Origin of the sequence: Aliidiomarina celeris (genome assembly GCF_003316875.1) — a bacterium.
GTDB lineage: Bacteria > Pseudomonadota > Gammaproteobacteria > Enterobacterales > Alteromonadaceae > Aliidiomarina > Aliidiomarina celeris.
Genome location: NZ_QMIL01000002.1, coordinates 391153 through 409109, shown reverse-complemented (window position 1 = coordinate 409109; position 17957 = coordinate 391153). Strand labels below are relative to the sequence as shown.

The window sequence follows — 17957 nt, the reverse complement described above, 5'->3', positions numbered from 1 at the left end:
TACTGAATAAGGAAAATCTTATGGCCGCAGCAAAAAGCCCGAAAATTGCCGCTGAGTTTCATACCGTTGTGATCGGTTCCGGTCCCGCGGGTGAAGGTGCTGCTATGATGTTGGCTAAACGCGGCATGAATGTGGCCATTGTTGAAGCCTACCCGCGCTTGGGGGGTGGTTGCACGCACTGGGGTACTATTCCGTCAAAAGCGCTACGCCATTCAGTAAGCCGTTTAATTGAGTACAACTCTAGCCCGCTCTTTAAACAAGACCAAGTAGCGCTAAAACTTACCTTTTCCGAAATTCTTCGCCATGCCGAGGGAGTTATTCGCAAACAGGTGTCGTTACGCAGCTCATTTTATGTTCGCAACGACGTCACCGTTATTCACGGAAAAGCAGCATTTGTAAACGCTCATTTGTTAGAAATTGCCAAGCCAGACGGCTCCATTGAGCACATCAAAACCCAGAATGTCGTGTTAGCAACCGGGTCAAGACCCTACCGGCCGCCTCATGTCGATTTTAGTCATCCACGAATTTACGACTCCGACACGGTACTGCAGTTAAAACATGATCCTCGTTCCATTCTCATTGTAGGTGCTGGCGTTATTGGTTGCGAATATGCCAGTATCTTTAGAGGCTTGGGGGTAAAGGTTGATCTCATCAACAACCGCGACCGGCTGCTCTCTTTTCTCGACACCGAAATTTCCGACGCCCTTAGCTACCACTTACGCAATAGCGGCGTGGTGATTCGTCATGGCGAGGAATTTAAAAGCATTGAAGGCCGCGAAGACGGTGTAGTGCTTACCACCGAATCTGGTAAGCGCATGTTTGCGGACTGTTTACTTTACGCCAACGGGCGCTCGGGTAATATAGAACACCTCAATATCGATGCTGTGAATCTGAAAGCTAATTATCGAGGTCAGCTTGAAGTCGACGCGAATTACCGCACCGAGGTTGAAAACATTTATGCCGTTGGCGACATCATAGGCTACCCAAGTTTAGCCAGTGCAGCCTATGATCAAGGCCGCATTGCGGCCACAGCGGTGCTCGACGGAGCCTGTGAAAGTAAACTTATTTCCGATATACCTACGGGCATTTATACCATTCCGGAAATTAGTTCCGTGGGCGCCACTGAGGAGCAACTTACCAGCGAAGGTATTCCCTACGAAGTGGGGCGCGCACAATTCAAACATTTGGCCCGCGCTCAAATTGCCGACAGCCATGTGGGCAGCTTAAAGCTTATTTTCCATCGCGAAACCAAAGAAATTCTCGGCATTCACTGCTTTGGTGAGCGGGCGTCTGAAATTATTCACATTGGGCAGGCCATTATGGAACAAAAAAATGGCGGCAATTCTATTCACTACTTTATTAACACCACGTTCAATTACCCTACTATGGCTGAGGCGTACCGTGTGGCTGCGCTAAACGGCCTGAATCGGGTTGCGCCGAGCGACTAGCCGACGCGTTTGCGCTCAACCGGCAACTTCACACGAACCGAAAAGCCACCCTCAGGGTGGTTTTTCGCTTCAATTAAACCTTGGTGTTGATCAACAAAGCGCTTCACAATGGCTAAGCCCAAACCGGAACCTTCGCCGCCGCGCGCTACATCACCTTGGGTAAAGGGTTTAAACATGTCTTCCAATTTATGCTCTGGAATACCAGCGCCGGAGTCACGCACCTCAAACCATACGCCTTTGCCACGATTTAACAGGCCGGTGCTCACTTGAATAGGCGCAGCGCCGTACTTACGAGCATTTACAATTAAATTTGTGAGCACACGTTTCATGGCGGTGGGTTGCATGTATACCGGCGGCAATTTGTCGCTTAACACCAATTGTAGGCGGTCGTCTTCGGTATATTCGTTGGTAAGCACGAGATCGTGAATGAGGGTGTTGATATTCTTCCATTCAAAGTCGGTTAAATCAGGCGAACGCACAAAATCCACAAATTGGTCGATAATCGAGTTCATGTCGTCAATGTCTTGAATAATACCTTCACACAGCAAGTCTTCTTTGTTTTGCATCATTTCCGCTGCCAGCCGAATTCGGGTGAGCGGTGTTCTTAAATCATGAGAAATGCCCGCAAGCAGCAAAGAACGGTCGGCTTCCAGCTGCTGTATGCCACGCGACATGCGGTTGAACGCTCGAGTAACGTTCATAATTTCACTCACGCCACCCTCAGGCAAGGGTTCATGATAAATGCCACGGCCAATGTCCAGCGCGGCATGTTGTAAACGCCGCAATGGTCGGTTTAGCCAACGTGCAAACCAAGCGCCACCCAACACACTCAGCCCACCAATAAGAATTAAATAGAACAGCAAGGGCGAAAATTGTCGTTCGTCGAGGCCGCTCATCGGCACCCGATACCAAAGCCCTTCTTGCTCTACGTAAATCCAAATATAAATTTGCCCAGATTGGCTGACACGAACTTGGGTTTGCGTTTGCAAAAGCGAACTAATTTCCGACGACAAAAAAGCATAAGGCGTTGCCGCTTCCACGCCTTTGTCGCGCGCTTCGCCGTCGTTCATAATTTCAATACCCGAAATTTCCTGGTACCGATAACGTAAACGAGGCAGCAGGCGCTGTTCGGCAATAATTTGGTGCGCTTGTACTTGTCGCGCAACAAGGAAGCTGAGTTGTTCCACCGTGGGCTTTACCACGTACATGGTGATCAGCAAGTACGACACCACTTGGTTAATGACCAAAATAAAGGCAATTAACGCTATGGTTCGAGCAAAGGCGGTACGGGGCGCAAACCTCATCGTTAGTCGCGCACTGAACCGTCAGGCACAAATACGTAGCCTAAGCCCCAAACCGTTTGCAGATAGCGTGGATTGGCTGGATCGGCTTCAATCATGCGCCGTAAGCGCGACACTTGAACGTCGATGCTGCGCTCCATGGCACTGTAATCTCGGCCCCGAGCAAGGTGCATAAGTTTGTCGCGCGACAAGGGCTCGCGCGGGTGGCTCACAAGCGCCTTTAACACCGCAAACTCTCCGCTGGTAAGGGTAATGGGTTGGTCGCCGCGCTGGAATTCGCGGGTGCCCATGTTGAACCAAAACTCACCAAACTTCACCACTTTATCTTGCGCTGACGGTGCGCCCGGCGCTTCTTGCGACTGCCGCCTTAATACCGCTTTAATGCGGGCTAGCAACTCGCGCGGGTTAAAAGGCTTGGGCATGTAATCGTCGGCTCCTACTTCTAAGCCAATAATACGGTCTACTTCGTCGCCTTTTGCGGTCAGCATAATAATAGGGATAGCGTTCTCTTTGCCGCGTAAGCGTTTGCAAATAGAAATACCGTCCTCGCCCGGCAGCATGAGGTCTAACACCATCAAGTGAAAAGTTTCACGCACCAACAAGCGGTTCATTTGTTCGCTGTCGGCCGCTGTGCGGACAAGAAACCCTTGCTCGGTGAGATAGCGCTCAAGCAACGCTCGTAGTCGAACGTCGTCGTCCACTACCAAAATTCGACTCGCTGTTTTTGTCATTGCGGGTACACCATTCCAGTTACATTAAGAACAGTGTAAAACGCCCCCGTTACAATGCCAACGATTTCGCCTTGCAACAGGGGTTTCTTTTGTTACGGATTATTACCAACCCCGTCGTCTTCCAATAATTCGGCGACACTGGTGGTTTGTTTGCGTGGCGGATTAATCCAAATAACGCGAGTGGCCATTTGGCTCTTTCGGCTCGCGCGCTCAATTGCCTCAACTTGTTCCCAATCAATTTCAGTGGTTGCTGTTCGACTTCCTGTGCTTGCACATCCCATGAGGGTGAGGGCAACCGCTGAAAGCATGAATAACTTAAACATGACATACCTCCAAACGATTCAGGCATACAATTGCCTCCCTACAGTATAGTAAATGTACAATTTTTTGGATTGCTTAAGCGCCCCATTGCTGCGACTAAGCGCGCGGAAATTACGCCCAATGCTTGGATTACGCGCGAACGTACTCAATACGCTCAATGTACCAGTGCTTGGTGCCGCCTTGCGGCAGGCGTACTGTTATCTCGTCGCCTTCTTCTTTTTTTAACAATGCACGCGCCATGGGAGCGTCGATTGACACATAGTCATTGCGGCCATAAATTTCTTCCGGGCCAACAATACGAAAGCGTTTTCGTACGCCCTCAACGTCTTCAATTTCCACCCAAGCGCCGAAAAACACCTTGCCTTCTTGTTGCACAGAATAGTCGACTATTTGCAGCTCTTCTAAGCACTTACGCAAGAACCGCACGCGTCGGTCAATTTGCCGCAGTAACTGCTTGTTGTATTTATAGTCGGCATTCTCGCTGCGGTCGCCGAGGCTCGCTGCCCAAGCTACTTTTTTGGTCACCTCAGGGCGCTCTGTGCGCCATAAATGGTCGAGTTCTTTTTGCAGTTTTTCGTAGCCTTCACGGGTAATAAGCTGGGTTTTTGCCATAACAACCTGTTTTATAGATAAAGGTGAATACATGCGGGCTTATGTTGGTCTTTATCGACCTGCCAGTTATCTCATTTCGCTCGCTATTTTTGCCTATTCGCGGTTGGATAGGAGTTTACGAAACTCAATCGGTAAGCGCCAACAAAAGGAGCTGTATTGTGAAATCTGTTTTAATGAGAACAGGGCTTGGCAGTATTTTTACTGCTGCTCTGCTACTGGTTACGCCGGTAACCGCCAACCAAGTTGACATTGGTTATCAGGAGCCGGCCCAAGAAATTATTGATATTGTCGATGCAGCGCCCGCCCCGGCAGCAGCTGTTGCACCTGGCGGAAAAATTCTGCTGGTTGCGGGCTACCCTGCACTGCCTTCAATAGCCGACCTTGCCGCGCCAGAGCATCGTTTGGCCGGTCGCCGTATTAATCCAGACAACAATTCCATAAGCCAAGCGCGGTTTATGAATGCACTATCGTTTATTGATATTGCCAGTGGTGAAGCCCAAAGCATTCGTGGTTTGCCGCGTAATTTGCGGGCTATTTATCCAAGCTGGTCGAGCGATGGCAAATATTTAGCCTTCATTCAGCTCGAAGAAACAGAAGCACAACTTTGGCGCGTAGACATGGACCGCGGCCGAGCAGAGCGTTGGAGTAACCTCAAAGCCAATGCGGTATGGGGTAACCCAATTCAATGGGCGGCAGACAACGAAACTGTTTATTTGCTTGCGGTACCGAAAAACCGGGGCGCTGAGCCGGCAAAGCCACGAGTTCCCGTAGGCCCTATTGTAACTGAGAGCCGCGGCCGTACTGCCCCTGCGCGCACGTATCAAGACCTGCTGCAAAATGAACACGACGAAAAGCTGTTCGACCACTATTTTAGCAGTGAAATTGTACGCGTGAATCGTCGCGGTCGTACAACGGTGGTTGCTGATACCGCCGTCTATTCCGATGTTAGCCTGTCGCCAGACAGCGACTACATGCTGGTAACCTATTTACAGCGTCCTTATTCATACTCTGTACCGCTGTTCCGCTTTGCGCGCACCACCGACGTATTGAACAGCAAGGGTGAGCAGGTATTCCGGGTAGTAGAGCAACCGCTCGCCGACAACTTACCCATTGCCTTTGATGCTGTTGTCGACACGCGCCGCAGCATTAGCTGGCGGAGCGACGCAGACGCGACCTTAGTGTGGACTGAAGCGCAAGACGGTGGTGACCCACGCCAAGCAGCTGAAGTTCGCGACTCCGTGTTTCAACTCGCCGCACCTTTCCGTGCCGAGCCGCAAAAGCTGGTTGACCTAAGCATGCGTTATGCGGGCCTAGTCGCCGCCAACGAAGAACTCGCTCTGGTATATGAGCGCATGTGGAGTGACCGTACTGAAAAGCTCTGGCAAGTTGATCCAAGTGGAAAGAAAAGCCCAGTACTCATGTGGGAGCGCTCTTGGGAAGACCGCTACAACGACCCAGGTTCACCACTGATGACCCGCAATGAAGAAGGGCGCTCAGTATTGTTGGTGAACAACGGCCATATTCTTTTAACGGGCGCGGGAGCGTCTGACGAAGGTGAACGGCCGTTTATCGACCGCCGTGAATTAGCAACGGGCGATACCGAACGGTTATGGCGTTCAGAAGCACCTTATTACGAAGTGCCACAAACTGCACTCAATGCCGCTGAAGGTCTGTTCTTAACGCGCAGAGAAGGCGTGAACACGCCTCCCGACTTTTTTGTTCGGGATCTGAACAACGACAGCTTACGAGCACTGACCAACACACCACACCCGATGCCACATACGGTCGATATTTCTCGTGAGTTAATTCATTACGAGCGTGAAGACGGCCTCCCCATGTCGGCGACACTATTTTTGCCTGCAGGCTATGACGCCGAACGCGACGGCCCATTGCCCACTATTATTTGGGCTTACCCACGTGAGTTCCGCAGCAATGCAGCAGCGGCTCAGGTGTCGGGTTCTCCTTACGAGTTTAACCGCATTAGCTATTGGCGCCCGCAATTCCTTGCCACTCAGGGCTATGCAGTGCTCGACAATGCGACTATGCCGATTGTAGGTATGGGCGACGAGCTTCCTAATGACAGCTTTATTGAGCAGTTGTTGATGAATTCAAGAGCAGCGATTAAAGCGGGTGCAGACCGCGGCGTAACAGACCCGAACCGCGTGGCCCTCGGTGGTCACTCGTACGGCGCTTTTATGACCGCAAACGTTTTAGCGCACAGTAATTTATTCCAAGCAGGTATTGCGCGCAGCGGTGCGTATAACCGCAGCCTCACGCCGTTTGGCTTCCAGCGCGAAGAGCGTACCGTATGGGACGACCCAGATTTATATATTCGCATGTCACCGTTCTTTGCGGCACACCAAATTAAAACGCCGTTACTGATGATTCACGGTACTGACGACAACAACTCGGGCACCTTCCCCATGCAGAGCGAACGTTTGTATCAGGCGGTGAAAGGATTGGGCGGCACCACCCGCTTGGTCATGTTACCACTCGAGTCGCACGGTTACCGTGCTCGAGAGTCGGTACTGCACATGCTATGGGAAACCGTAGAATGGCTTGACGAATTCGTAAAAAATGCCGAATCTGAAGCCAATTAAGTAACACGTTACTTTTGAACACCAGCCGCGACGGGAAACCTCGCGGCTTTTTTCTCTAATAATAACGTTAGGCTAATGAACAGGAGCCAACATGAAACTCTACGAAATGGCAATTGCCCCAAACCCGCGCCGAGTGCGCATGTTTTTAGCCGAGAAAGGGCTACTTGATCAGGTTGAACGTGTTGAAATGGACCTGCAAAAAGGCGACAACCTTAGCCCGGAGTTCATCGCCAAAAATCCCATGAAAAAAGTACCGGTGCTGGAGCTCGACGACGGTACCTGCATTGCGGAAACCATGGCGATTTGCCGCTACCTCGAAGAAAGCTTCCCAGACCGGCCCAACCTGTTGGGCAGCACGCCAAAGGAAAGCGCAGAAATTGAACAATGGCTGCGCTGGCTTGAGTTCTATTTCTTCTTGCCAACAGGCATGGCTTTTCAGCATTTAAGCGGATACTTCAAAGACCGTATGACGCCGAATGAAGCGTGGGGCAACGAGTGCAAAACCAATGTGGAAAAGTTCTTCCATTTTCTGAACAAGCAACTTGAACATAAAGAATGGCTTGCCGCTGGCCGCTTCACTGCTGCCGACATTAATGCCCTCTGCACGGTTGATTTTGCCCGCGTCGTAAACGTAAGAATTCAGCCAGAACAGAAGCATTTACAAGCATGGTATGAGCGCGTGAGTGCAAGGGAGTCGGCAAAAGCCTGATTCTGCGGTACTATAGCGGCCGTTTTTGCGGGCTACAGCGCCCGCATGTTCAAGCTCGTATAGGAATTTAGTTGTATGTCTGCTGTTTCGCACATGATTGCGCAAGAACTCAATGTTCGCCAAGCCCAAGTTGACGCTACCATTCAGTTGCTCGACGAAGGTGCTACGGTGCCTTTTATCGCTCGCTACCGCAAAGAAGTAACCGGCGGTCTCGACGACACCCAACTGCGTACTTTAGCCACAAGGCTAGTGTACCTGCGCGAACTAAACGATCGCCGTGCGGTTATTTTAAAAAGCATTGCCGAACAAGAGAAGCTCAGCCCGGAATTACAACAGGCCATTGAGCAGTGCACGTCGAAAACCGAACTTGAAGACCTTTACCTTCCTTACAAGCCCAAACGCCGTACCAAAGGGCAAATTGCGATTGAAGCGGGTATTGAACCCTTAGCCGATGAACTGCTTAGCAATGACGCTGCGGATCCAGAGGCCATAGCGCTGCAATATATAAACGCGGAAGCCGGATTTGCGGACACAAAAGCGGTACTCGAGGGGGCGCGCTTTATTGTTATGGAACGCTTTGCCGAAGACGCGCAACTACTTAAACATGTGCGTTCGCAATTATGGCAAGAAGGTATTTTGGAGTCAGCCATGGTGCCCGGCAAGGAAATCGAGGGCGCCAAGTTCCGTGACTATTTCGACTACCAAGAGCCGTTGAAAAAAGTACCTTCGCACCGCATGTTAGCGTTATTGCGTGGCCGTAACGAAGGCGTATTGCAATTGAAGCTTAACGGCGACCCCGACAACACAGGCGCTTACGAAGGCCGCATTACTGCTCATTTTGGCCTTACACTTGCAGAATCAGCGGTGGGCAAATGGCGCCAGCAAGCGGTGCAATGGACTTGGCGTATTAAAATACTGCCACGTATGGAAACCGATCTGCTTGGGCAGCTTAGAGATCATGCCGAACAAGGTGCTATTGGCGTATTTGCGACGAATCTGAAGGACTTACTGATGGCCGCACCGGCTGGCGCAAAAACGACCATGGGGTTAGATCCAGGGTTACGAACCGGTGTTAAAGTTGTGGTGGTCGACACCACCGGCAAGCTATTAAACCACACTACAGTATTTCCGCATCAGCCGCAGAACCAGTGGGACAAGTCGTTGCGTTCTTTGGCGGCACTGTGCAAACAGCATAAGGTGGAGTTAATCGCCATTGGCAACGGCACCGCTTCACGCGAAACCGACAAACTTGCCGGCGAATTACTCAAAGCCTTACCCGAACTTAAAATGCAAAAAATAATGGTGAGCGAAGCCGGAGCGTCTGTGTATTCAGCCTCGGAACTCGCTGCCCACGAGTTCCCTGCCCTCGACGTTTCATTCCGTGGCGCGGTTTCTATTGCCCGTCGGTTGCAAGACCCGCTTGCCGAGCTGGTAAAGATTGAGCCGAAGTCGATTGGCGTGGGTCAATATCAGCACGATGTCAGCCAGTCGATGCTCGCCACCAGCCTCGACGCAGTGGTTGAAGACTGCGTAAACGCGGTCGGGGTAGAATTGAACACAGCGTCGGCACCATTGCTAGCGCGGGTTGCCGGCTTAAACCGAAACTTAGCACAAAATATTGTACTGCAACGCGACTTAGAAGGGTCGTTCAAAAACCGCAAAGCGCTTTTAAAAGTACCTCGTTTAGGGCCAAAAGCTTTCGAACAAGCGGCAGGATTTTTGCGCGTAGCGGCGAGCGACCATCCGCTCGACCGCTCAGCCGTGCACCCAGAGGCTTACCCTTTGGTAGAACGTATCGCCAAGCAGCACAACAAAGCGCTTGCGGATCTGATTGGCGACGTGAACTTTTTACGCAGCTTAAAGCCGGAAGACTACACCGACAACCAGTTTGGTTTGCCCACGGTTACCGACATCTTAAAAGAATTGGAAAAGCCAGGCCGTGACCCTCGGCCAGAATTCAAAACCGCAGAGTTTAAAGAAGGCGTTGAAACGCTTAAAGACCTAAAGCCAGCGATGACACTCGAAGGCGTGGTGACCAATGTGACCAACTTTGGTGCTTTCGTTGACATTGGCGTGCACCAAGACGGGCTGGTGCATATTTCAGCCCTTGCCGACACCTTCGTGAGCGACCCACACGAAGTGGTGAAAGCCGGTCAGATAGTGAAAGTGAAAGTGTTGGAAGTAGACCTCGAACGCAAACGTATTAGCCTTACCATGCGTTTAAACGACGAAATTCCACAGCCAACAATGACCTCGACAGCAAAGCCAAGCACAGGCAAATCGGCGGGCCGCGCAAGCAAAGGTCAAACGCGTAGTAGCGGAAGTGGCAAGGCCTCCACACCTGCGGGTAGCGGAAATGCCGCCATGGGGAACGCTTTTGCAGAAGCGTTCGCAAACGCGAAAAAACGTTAAGCATGGAAAGCCTTGGCCTTATTTTGGCGTATTTGGCGATTGGGTGGGTACTGCAACGTACCCACTCACTGCCCGAAAACTCTGGCTTGGTGCTGAATCAATACGTAATTCACGTTGCCGTTCCGGCAATGATTCTACTGCATTTGCCTAGCCTTGAGGTGAGCGCAGCAGTACTTACCCCCATATTTACCCCTTGGGCCATGTTCGCGCTTGCTATTGGTTTAGTATTGCTGTGTAGCCGGTTGTTCAAGTGGGGCCGTGATCTCACGGGTGCCATGCTTATTGTCGTACCTTTAGGAAACACCTCGTTTCTCGGCTTTCCTATGGTGGAAACCTTCTATGGCACCAGCGCCCTGCCGTTCGCTGTACTTTATGACCAGGCGGGTTCGTTTTTGGCGTTAGCGCTCTTCACGTCGGTAATCGCGGCTCACTATGCCAATACGCAAAGCGGTAGTAAACCAAGCAAGAAAGAGCAAGCCGTAGCGCTGTTGCGTTTCCCTCCGCTCATCGCCTTGCTGGTTGCTCTTTCCGTAGGCCAAACCGAGTACCCAAGTATGCTGCAGCAGCTATTCGAAGTGCTCGCCGCCACCTTGGTACCGGTGGTGATGATTGCGGTGGGTTTTCAACTTAAATTTAAGGTGCTCCGCGCCGATATTCCGCCGTTTATAATCGCACTGAGTATTAAGTTGCTGGTCTTGCCGCTCGTAGCGCTGGCGAGCTTCTATTGGATTGGCCTCAACGACGTCGCTGCGCAAGTCTCCGTGCTCGAAGCCGCCATGCCGCCCATGATCACCGCGGGAGCATTAGCCATGAGTGCAGGATTACGGCCGCGGCTGGTTGCGGGTATCGTCGGCTATGGGGTGGTGCTAGGGATGGCGACTTTACCAATAATGCACTGGCTTACGCAGCAAGTGCTCGTAGCTTAAGCTCAGGCTTGTGCGAGAACGGAATTTTCTTGTGGCCGGAAGCTCCTTTGGTACGCCGACTCAATGGCACTGCCACGGGTAGCCCAACGCTCAAGCTCTTGGTCCGACACATCTGCATTGAGTGCGTTTTCTTGTCCACTTTCGGCGTTCGCTTCACGCTGCGCTTCGCTCATTTGTTGGCGAGCTTCTACTTCTTTTCGTTGGGCGTCGGCGGCAACCTGACGGTCTGCCGATGAAGGCTCTTCAGGCGCTAACGCGGCGCGACGTACAATTTGCATTTTCAACACAGTCGCTGCAGGGTCGTCAGGAATAGGGGTAACGTCTATATTTACTTGCCCGCCAACCGCATAATTGCGCCCGTCGGGGCCTTGTTCAAAGTCGTACTGGGGCGAACCTGCATACTGACCACCCACACTTGCGTGGGTTTCCTCATGGCGCCGCACTTCTTGATCGCGTTGCTTTAACTCTTCTACTTTCTTTTCTTCGCTTTCGGAAAGCGTATTGCTTTGCTCGTCGTCCTTTTTGGCGCGACGGCGCAACTGTTCGCCTTCTTGGCGAGCGTCGGCTACTTGCTTGGAAAAATTAGGAATACCGGGTGGCGGCGCGCGATCAGGGCTTGCGCCCATGCCACGTTCACGGGCAAAACTTTCGCTTTGCGAAACTTGGGTAATCACTTCTCGAATTTGGTTTTCGCGGCGCGCACTGTCGGTTGGTCCAGCAATAGACGCTGGAACAAAAGGAACCGAAGGTGTAACCGCCATAACCATAAAAGTACTCGCTACGCTTTAATATTAAGTACGGAACCAATCATACTACTTTGCGTTTCGAGTACGCGCGCATTAGCTGCATACAGTTTTTCTCCCGCAAGTAAGTCGACCTGCGCTTGCACGCTTGCACTGCCACCTTCTGTGGCACGAGTAGCAATACGTTCGCTGGCGTTAGTCACTTGCGCACTGGCATTGGCTAAGCCTTGCAAGCTGTTTGCATACCCTGCGGAATTTGCAGCCTGAATATACATGAGAAAACCTCCTCGAAACTGTTTAATTATTGCGCAATCAGCTCGAGGAGGCAAGTTCTTTAGGGATTAAGCGAGCGCGATTTGACGGCGAAATACGCGCTTTTGTTGCTTAAAGTTACGCTTCAAGGTTTTATACTGAAGCTTCAACTCTTTCACTTGGTGATTGTCGGCAAACGCTTCACGCTTAGCGTCGACCCATGCTTTACGCTTAACGTTCAGTTCACGAATAGTTTGAATGAGGTGGTCGTATTCCAGACCCATTCGGTCCACCAATGAACTGCGTTTGCGCTGGGCGTTCTGCCACAGCATTTCTAAGCGCGCTTTTTCAATTTGGTATTTGTTTACGCGCTTTAAATTCCGCGTTAAACCAAACCAAGCCAGTGAAGCAATTAACCACTTGGTGGGGTCGAACTGATACCAACGCACGCCATTTCTGTAGTCGCCTGCAAAAATATGATGGAAGTTGTGATAACCCTCACCAAAGGTTAAAAACGCCAAAAAGCCGTTGTCGCGGGCGCTATTGCGCTCCGTATAAGGCCGTTTGCCCCAAATGTGCGCCAGCGAATTAATGAAAAACGTACTGTGGTGGCTCACGACTAAGCGAAGAAAGCCTGCGAATAGCAAGGCGCCCCAAATTTGCCCAAGTAACACACCGATGAGCAACGGCACACCAAAATTCATGAGTAGCGTTAGCGCGAGATAATGCTTGTGCTGCCAAATTACAATCGGGTCTTGCTGTAAGTCTTTTACATTCGAAAAGTCACCATACCGGTGGGCTTGGTACTCACGTAGCATCCAGCCAATGTGGGCGAACCAGAATCCGCGGCTAATGGAATAGGGGTCTTTATCGATGTGGTCGACATGTTTGTGATGTTCGCGATGATCAGCACTCCAGTGCAACACACTATTTTGTACCGACAATGCGCCGCCGAGCGCGAAAATGAAGCGCACAACTGGGTGCGCGTCGTAGGTTTTATGCGACCACAAACGGTGATAACCCGCTGTAATCGACAACCCGGACCAAATTGCTAAACTTAAAAATGCAACAATTAAGCTGGTGCTCACGCCTTCAAAGTAGATGTACAAAGGCACGCCAATGGCGGAGACAAGAAACGTGATACTAAATACCGAAATATTCAGCCACAATAAAGGTGGTTTTTTCATAGAAGCTCATTTCAGCTAACAAGTGTACGCTGAATTTATCTTTTATTTGACGATTGATCAAGCTTAGTTTTGTAAATTGACCGTACAGATGTTCACTGTTAGGCTTGCCGCATTCACCTCAAGGAGTTTGCTGTTATGGCCGGAATACGCGCTCAGCAAAAGGAAAAAACCCGCCGTGCGCTGATCCAAGCTGCACTGAACCAACTGTGTCCGGAGAGCTCCTTTTCAAGTTTAAGCCTGCGCGAGGTATCGCGAGAGGCAGGCATAGCGCCCACCTCTTTCTATCGCCATTTTCAGAATATGGACGAACTCGGTTTAACCCTTGTTGACGAAGGTGGTTTGGCATTGCGGCAACTGCTCCGGCAGTCGCGCCAGCGTATTGCCAAAGGAGGGTCCATTATAGAAATTTCGGTGCATACCTTTATGGACTATGTCACCCACAATAAGAATATTTTTCGCTTAATGCTGCAAGAGCAAGCCGGAACCACCAAAGACTTTCGCTTAGCCATTGCCCGCGAAATCGATCATTTCAAACAAGAGCTTACCGACTACTTAAAGGCAGAACGCAACATTCCGGCCGAACTCGCTCGCGCTCAAAGCGACGCCATTGTGCGTGTTGTATTTAGCGCCGGCGCAGACAGTTTAGACCTGCAGGCAGAGGACCGAGCGCGGCTGACTGCTCAAACTATTTTGCAGGTGCGTATGGTGGCCCGGGGTGCCAATTCTATGTTGCCGCCGAATCTGTCCGAACCCAACGTTTCTTGATACACTCGGGCAGGTATTTTTTGTTAATCACTTCTGAAAGGAGTTTTATTATGGCTCGACTTTGGGTCTGGCTGGGCGCTGCAATGCTTGCTATGAGCAGCGCTTACGCACAAGACGTTACACTCGAACACATTGTTACCACTCAGTCTGTGAATCAGGTCATCACCACCAGCGACGGCAAACACACTGCTTTTACGCGGGTACGCCCGCGTGACCCATTCACTGAAGCCGACGGTTCCTCTTATATAGAGCTGTTTATGCGCGACGCTGAAGGGAACGAAACCCCCTTTGTTACCGGCGACCTTCGGATTGGTCAAATTGCGTTTAGCGCCGACAACAAGCACTTGTACTATTTGGCCCGCCGTGGTGACGACAAGCATACATCTTTGTATAGCATTCCGGTCAGTGGCGGGGAATCTACTCGCGTACTCCAGCACGACACGGCAATTTCTAGTTTTAGCGTAAGCGACGACGGTAAATGGATTGCGTTTCGCGCTAGCGACAAAGGCCCCGAAAAACAAACGGAGCTGAACAAAGCCGGTTTCCGTGCCAAAGTATTTGAGGAAGAACTGCGCATGGTGCGCGTACATTTGTTGAATTTAGAAAACAACGAAGTAAGCGCTGTTCCGTTCGACGAATATGTGGTTTCTGCCCAGTTCCGCCCAAACAGCACACAGTTGTTGGTAAAAGCAGCCCCCACTCCATTTATCGACGACACCATGATGCTGAGCAGCTTTGTGCTGATCAATACCGACGGCAGTGAGGTGACGCGCTTCGAGTCTGAAGGGAAGCTCGGCGACGCAGTGTTTTCCGCCGACGGCTCTCGCCTTGCCTTTATCGGCGCCCAAGATAAACATGACCCTGCTACTGGTCGCATTTTCTTGGCTAATCTTAGAAATGGCAGTGTGGAAAAACTGTTACCTGGTTTTGCCGGTCACTTTAAAGACATGGTGTGGAAAGACAACAACACCTTGATTTGGCTTGCCGACATTGGTACTGAAACCACTATTGTTAGCCATAACTTACGCCGCGATCGGCAAACAGCCTTAGTACCTACTGGGCGCGTTATTGCCATGCGGTTTGGAAACATGGCCAGCGACGGTACCCTCACGCTTATTGCCAACAGCCCTGCCCACCCTAACGAAGCCTTTAGTTTGAAAGGCGATCGGCTTACCCGGTTAACCGACTCGAACGCATGGTTACATGACGCCCGTCAGCCTCGCCAAGAAGTGATTCGCCACACAGCGCGCGACGGCCTCGAGCTCGAGGGCATTTTAGTGTACCCACACGACTATCGGGAAGGGCAACGCGTTCCGGTGATTATGGCCATTCATGGCGGACCCGAAGCACACATTCGTAATGGTTGGAATGACCGTTATTCCACGCCAACTTGGTTTACTGCCCAGCATGGTTTCGCTACCTTTTATCCGAACTATCGCGGCAGTACCGGTCGTGGCGTTGAGTTTTCGAAGCTCGGTCAAAACGATTATGCAGGTAAAGAGTTCGACGACATCGTAGATGCCAAAGAGCATTTGGTGGAGATTGGCTTGGCGGACCCTGACCGTGTTGGCATTACCGGTGGTTCCTACGGTGGTTATGCCTCGGCTTGGGGTGCAACCAAACAAACCGAGCATTTTGCCGCTAGTGTAATGTTTGTTGGTATCAGCAATAATTTGTCGAAGTTTGGTACTACAGACATTCCTAATGAAATGCATTTAGTGCACGCCCGTAGCTACCCATGGGACAAATGGCAGTGGTATTTAGAGCGCAGCCCTATTTATTGGGCAGAGCAAGGTCGCACGCCGATCTTAATCATGCACGGTGAAGAAGACACCCGCGTTCACCCTAGCCAGTCGATGGAGCTTTATCGGTACCTAAAGGTGCACGGCAATGTGCCGGTGCGTTTAGTGCTCTATCCCGGTGAAGGCCACGGTAACTCACGTGCAGCGTCACAGTTAGACTACGCCTACCGCATGTTCCGTTGGATGAACTGGTATTTAGTCGACCAGAAAGAAGGCATACCGCCTCACGAGCTCGACTTCGCCGAACGCCTCTAACCCCAAAAGCAGCGCACCCGCGCTGCTTTTTTTTCACCCCAACTACGGGGTCAGACCCTCTCAAGCTAGGGTCAGAACAAAGAAAAAGTTCGGACAATACAAAACCTTACATCCCATTTGCGGATTAACACCAACTTTGGGGTCAGAACCCGGTTGCTGTAGCCCAGTAAAATGGGCTTGAAGGTGAAGAAAGTGTTATCTGACCCCATAGTTGAGGGTTGGTTTTGGCTATAAAAAAACCCGCTGATGCGGGTTTTTCCGTTTTGCTATTTTAGAGCTGGGGGCCGGCGGCGACGAGGGCTTTACCTTCGTCTGTGTCGGTAAACTTCTCGAAGTTAGCCACAAAGCGCTTCGCTAAATCTTTGGCTTTTTCGTCCCATTCTTCAACGTTAGCGTAGGTATTTCGCGGGTCGAGAATGCTGTTGTCTTCTAAATCGTGCAGCGCCGTAGGCATTGCAATGTTGAAATACGGCAACTGTACAAATTCAGCATCTTCAATTGAGCCGTCGAGAATTGCATCGATAATAGCGCGTGTGGCTTTAATCGAGATACGCTTACCTGTGCCGTTCCAGCCTGTATTAATCAAATACGCCTGAGCACCCGCATCTGCCATCCGCTTTTCTAAAACTTCTGCATACTGCGTAGGGTGCAAACTTAAGAATGCAGCACCGAAACAAGCAGAGAAGGTTGGCGTAGGTTCAGTAATACCGCGCTCAGTACCTGCTAGTTTCGCGGTAAAACCAGACAAGAAGTGGTACTTAGCTTGTTCAAAGCTCAACTTAGAAACCGGCGGCAATACGCCAAAAGCGTCGGCGGTTAAGAAAATAACTTTCTTCGCATGGCCCGCTTTTGAAACCGGTTTTACAATGTTGTCGATATGGTAAATCGGGTAAGAAACGCGGGTGTTTTCAGTTTTTGAATTATCGTCGTAGTCCACGGAACCGTCATCTCGAACAGTTACATTTTCCAGTAACGCGTCACGACGAATTGCGCGATAGATATCGGGCTCTGCTTCTTCCGAAAGGTTAATGGTCTTGGCATAACAACCACCTTCGAAGTTGAACACACCGTCGTCGTCCCAACCGTGCTCGTCGTCACCAATGAGTTCACGCTTTGGATCTGTCGACAAGGTCGTTTTACCCGTGCCTGACAAGCCGAAGAATACCGCTACGTCACCTTGTTTGCCGACGTTTGCCGAACAGTGCATCGAAGCGATACCTTTCAGCGGCAAGAAGTAGTTCATCATTGAGAACATACCCTTCTTCATTTCGCCGCCGTACCAAGTGCCGCCGATCAGCTGCATGCGTTCGGTGAGGTTAAAGGCTACAAAGTTCTCAGAGTTCAAACCTTGAGCTTCAAAGTTAGGGTTGGTGCACTTCGCACCATTCATCACGATAAAGTCTGGCGCAAAACCGTCAAGCTCTTCGCTCGAAGGGCGAATGAACATGTTCTTAACGAAATGCGCTTGCCAAGCCACTTCGGTAATAAAACGTACCGCAAGACGAGTATCTGCATTGGCACCGCAAAAAGCGTCGACCACAAATAAACGTTTACCTGAAAGCTGTTGGGTAACTAACCTTTTCAATTCACCCCAGGTTTCAGTAGAAATAGGCTTGTTGTCGTTCTTTCCTTGATCAGACCACCACACGGTATCACGGGTTGTGTCGTCGCGAACAATGTACTTATCTTTTGGCGAGCGGCCGGTAAAAATACCGGTGTCTACCGCTACGGCACCATTGCTAGTAACACGGCCTTTTTCATAGCCAGAGAGTTCGGGGCGGGTTTCTTCTTCGAATAGTAATTCATAGGAAGGGTTATAAATAACTTCGGTAACGTCTGTGATGCCGTATTGGCTAAGATCCAGCTTGGCCATGCCAAAGACTCCTGCGGGTC

Annotated in this window: 15 protein-coding genes; 7 read left to right on the top strand and 8 right to left on the bottom strand. The window is 50.8% G+C overall.

Features of this window, described 5'->3' with window-relative positions; genetic code table 11:
* The first annotated feature begins 20 nt into the window (after positions 1–20).
* A complete protein-coding gene (gene sthA, locus DQW12_RS06155; RefSeq protein WP_113906964.1) occupies positions 21–1448 on the top strand; it encodes a Si-specific NAD(P)(+) transhydrogenase in 1428 nt (475 codons plus the stop codon).
* Here sthA and envZ read toward each other — a convergent pair.
* The 4 genes from envZ to greB all read right to left on the bottom strand — a co-directional run bounded on the left by envZ (position 1445) and on the right by greB (position 4413).
* On the bottom strand, positions 1445–2752 hold the full coding sequence (envZ, locus tag DQW12_RS06150; RefSeq protein WP_113906963.1) for a two-component system sensor histidine kinase EnvZ: 1308 nt from the start codon (positions 2750–2752) through the stop codon (positions 1445–1447). The two genes, sthA and envZ, sit on opposite strands and share 4 nt — an antisense overlap.
* 2 nt (positions 2753–2754) lie before the next feature.
* Positions 2755–3480, bottom strand: a complete 726-nt coding sequence (ompR, locus tag DQW12_RS06145; protein WP_113906962.1) for an osmolarity response regulator transcription factor OmpR — start codon at positions 3478–3480, stop codon at positions 2755–2757.
* Positions 3481–3572: 92 nt separating this feature from the next.
* Positions 3573–3803 carry a hypothetical protein gene (locus tag DQW12_RS06140; protein ID WP_113906961.1) on the bottom strand — a complete coding sequence of 77 codons (231 nt, stop codon included), beginning with the start codon at positions 3801–3803 and terminating at the stop codon, positions 3573–3575.
* A 127-nt stretch (positions 3804–3930) separates the two neighbouring features.
* Positions 3931–4413 (bottom strand): transcription elongation factor GreB, encoded by a 483-nt coding sequence (gene greB / locus DQW12_RS06135; protein ID WP_113906960.1) that lies wholly within the window; start codon positions 4411–4413, stop codon positions 3931–3933.
* A 158-nt stretch (positions 4414–4571) separates the two neighbouring features.
* On the opposite strand from greB, the gene DQW12_RS06130 reads away from it, so the two are divergent.
* The 4 genes from DQW12_RS06130 (at position 4572) to DQW12_RS06115 (ending at position 11060) form a co-directional block, all read left to right on the top strand.
* Positions 4572–7013, top strand: a complete 2442-nt coding sequence (locus DQW12_RS06130; protein WP_232819904.1) for a S9 family peptidase — start codon at positions 4572–4574, stop codon at positions 7011–7013.
* Between the two features lie 91 nt (positions 7014–7104).
* Positions 7105–7722 carry a glutathione S-transferase family protein gene (locus tag DQW12_RS06125; protein WP_113906958.1) on the top strand — a complete coding sequence of 206 codons (618 nt, stop codon included), beginning with the start codon at positions 7105–7107 and terminating at the stop codon, positions 7720–7722.
* Between the two features lie 75 nt (positions 7723–7797).
* The gene (locus tag DQW12_RS06120) at positions 7798–10134 is read left to right on the top strand and encodes a Tex family protein (protein ID WP_113906957.1); all 2337 of its coding nucleotides are present in this window, start codon (positions 7798–7800) and stop codon (positions 10132–10134) included.
* Positions 10135–10136: 2 nt separating this feature from the next.
* On the top strand, positions 10137–11060 hold the full coding sequence (locus DQW12_RS06115) for an AEC family transporter (RefSeq protein ID WP_113906956.1): 924 nt from the start codon (positions 10137–10139) through the stop codon (positions 11058–11060).
* A 2-nt stretch (positions 11061–11062) separates the two neighbouring features.
* On the opposite strand, the gene DQW12_RS06110 is transcribed toward DQW12_RS06115, so the two are convergent.
* From DQW12_RS06110 to DQW12_RS06100, 3 genes are all read right to left on the bottom strand, one after another.
* Positions 11063–11821, bottom strand: coding sequence for a putative metalloprotease CJM1_0395 family protein (locus DQW12_RS06110; protein WP_157957863.1), 759 nt, complete (start codon positions 11819–11821; stop codon positions 11063–11065).
* A 17-nt stretch (positions 11822–11838) separates the two neighbouring features.
* Entirely contained in the window at positions 11839–12078 is a 240-nt protein-coding gene (locus DQW12_RS06105) for a hypothetical protein (protein ID WP_113906954.1), read from the bottom strand.
* A 66-nt stretch (positions 12079–12144) separates the two neighbouring features.
* On the bottom strand, positions 12145–13242 hold the full coding sequence (locus DQW12_RS06100; RefSeq protein ID WP_113906953.1) for an acyl-CoA desaturase: 1098 nt from the start codon (positions 13240–13242) through the stop codon (positions 12145–12147).
* A gap of 135 nt (positions 13243–13377) precedes the next feature.
* On the opposite strand from DQW12_RS06100, the gene fabR reads away from it, so the two are divergent.
* Together fabR and DQW12_RS06090 are read left to right on the top strand one after the other, a co-directional pair.
* Positions 13378–14007, top strand: a complete 630-nt coding sequence (gene fabR, locus DQW12_RS06095; protein WP_113906952.1) for an HTH-type transcriptional repressor FabR — start codon at positions 13378–13380, stop codon at positions 14005–14007.
* Positions 14008–14057: 50 nt separating this feature from the next.
* The gene (locus DQW12_RS06090; protein ID WP_113906951.1) at positions 14058–16064 is read left to right on the top strand and encodes a S9 family peptidase; all 2007 of its coding nucleotides are present in this window, start codon (positions 14058–14060) and stop codon (positions 16062–16064) included.
* A 271-nt stretch (positions 16065–16335) separates the two neighbouring features.
* Here the strand turns inward: DQW12_RS06090 and pckA are convergent, their stop codons facing one another.
* Complete coding sequence (gene pckA, locus DQW12_RS06085; RefSeq protein ID WP_113906950.1) at positions 16336–17937, bottom strand: phosphoenolpyruvate carboxykinase (ATP); 1602 nt, start codon at positions 17935–17937, stop codon at positions 16336–16338.
* Between the last annotated feature and the right edge of the window lie 20 nt (positions 17938–17957).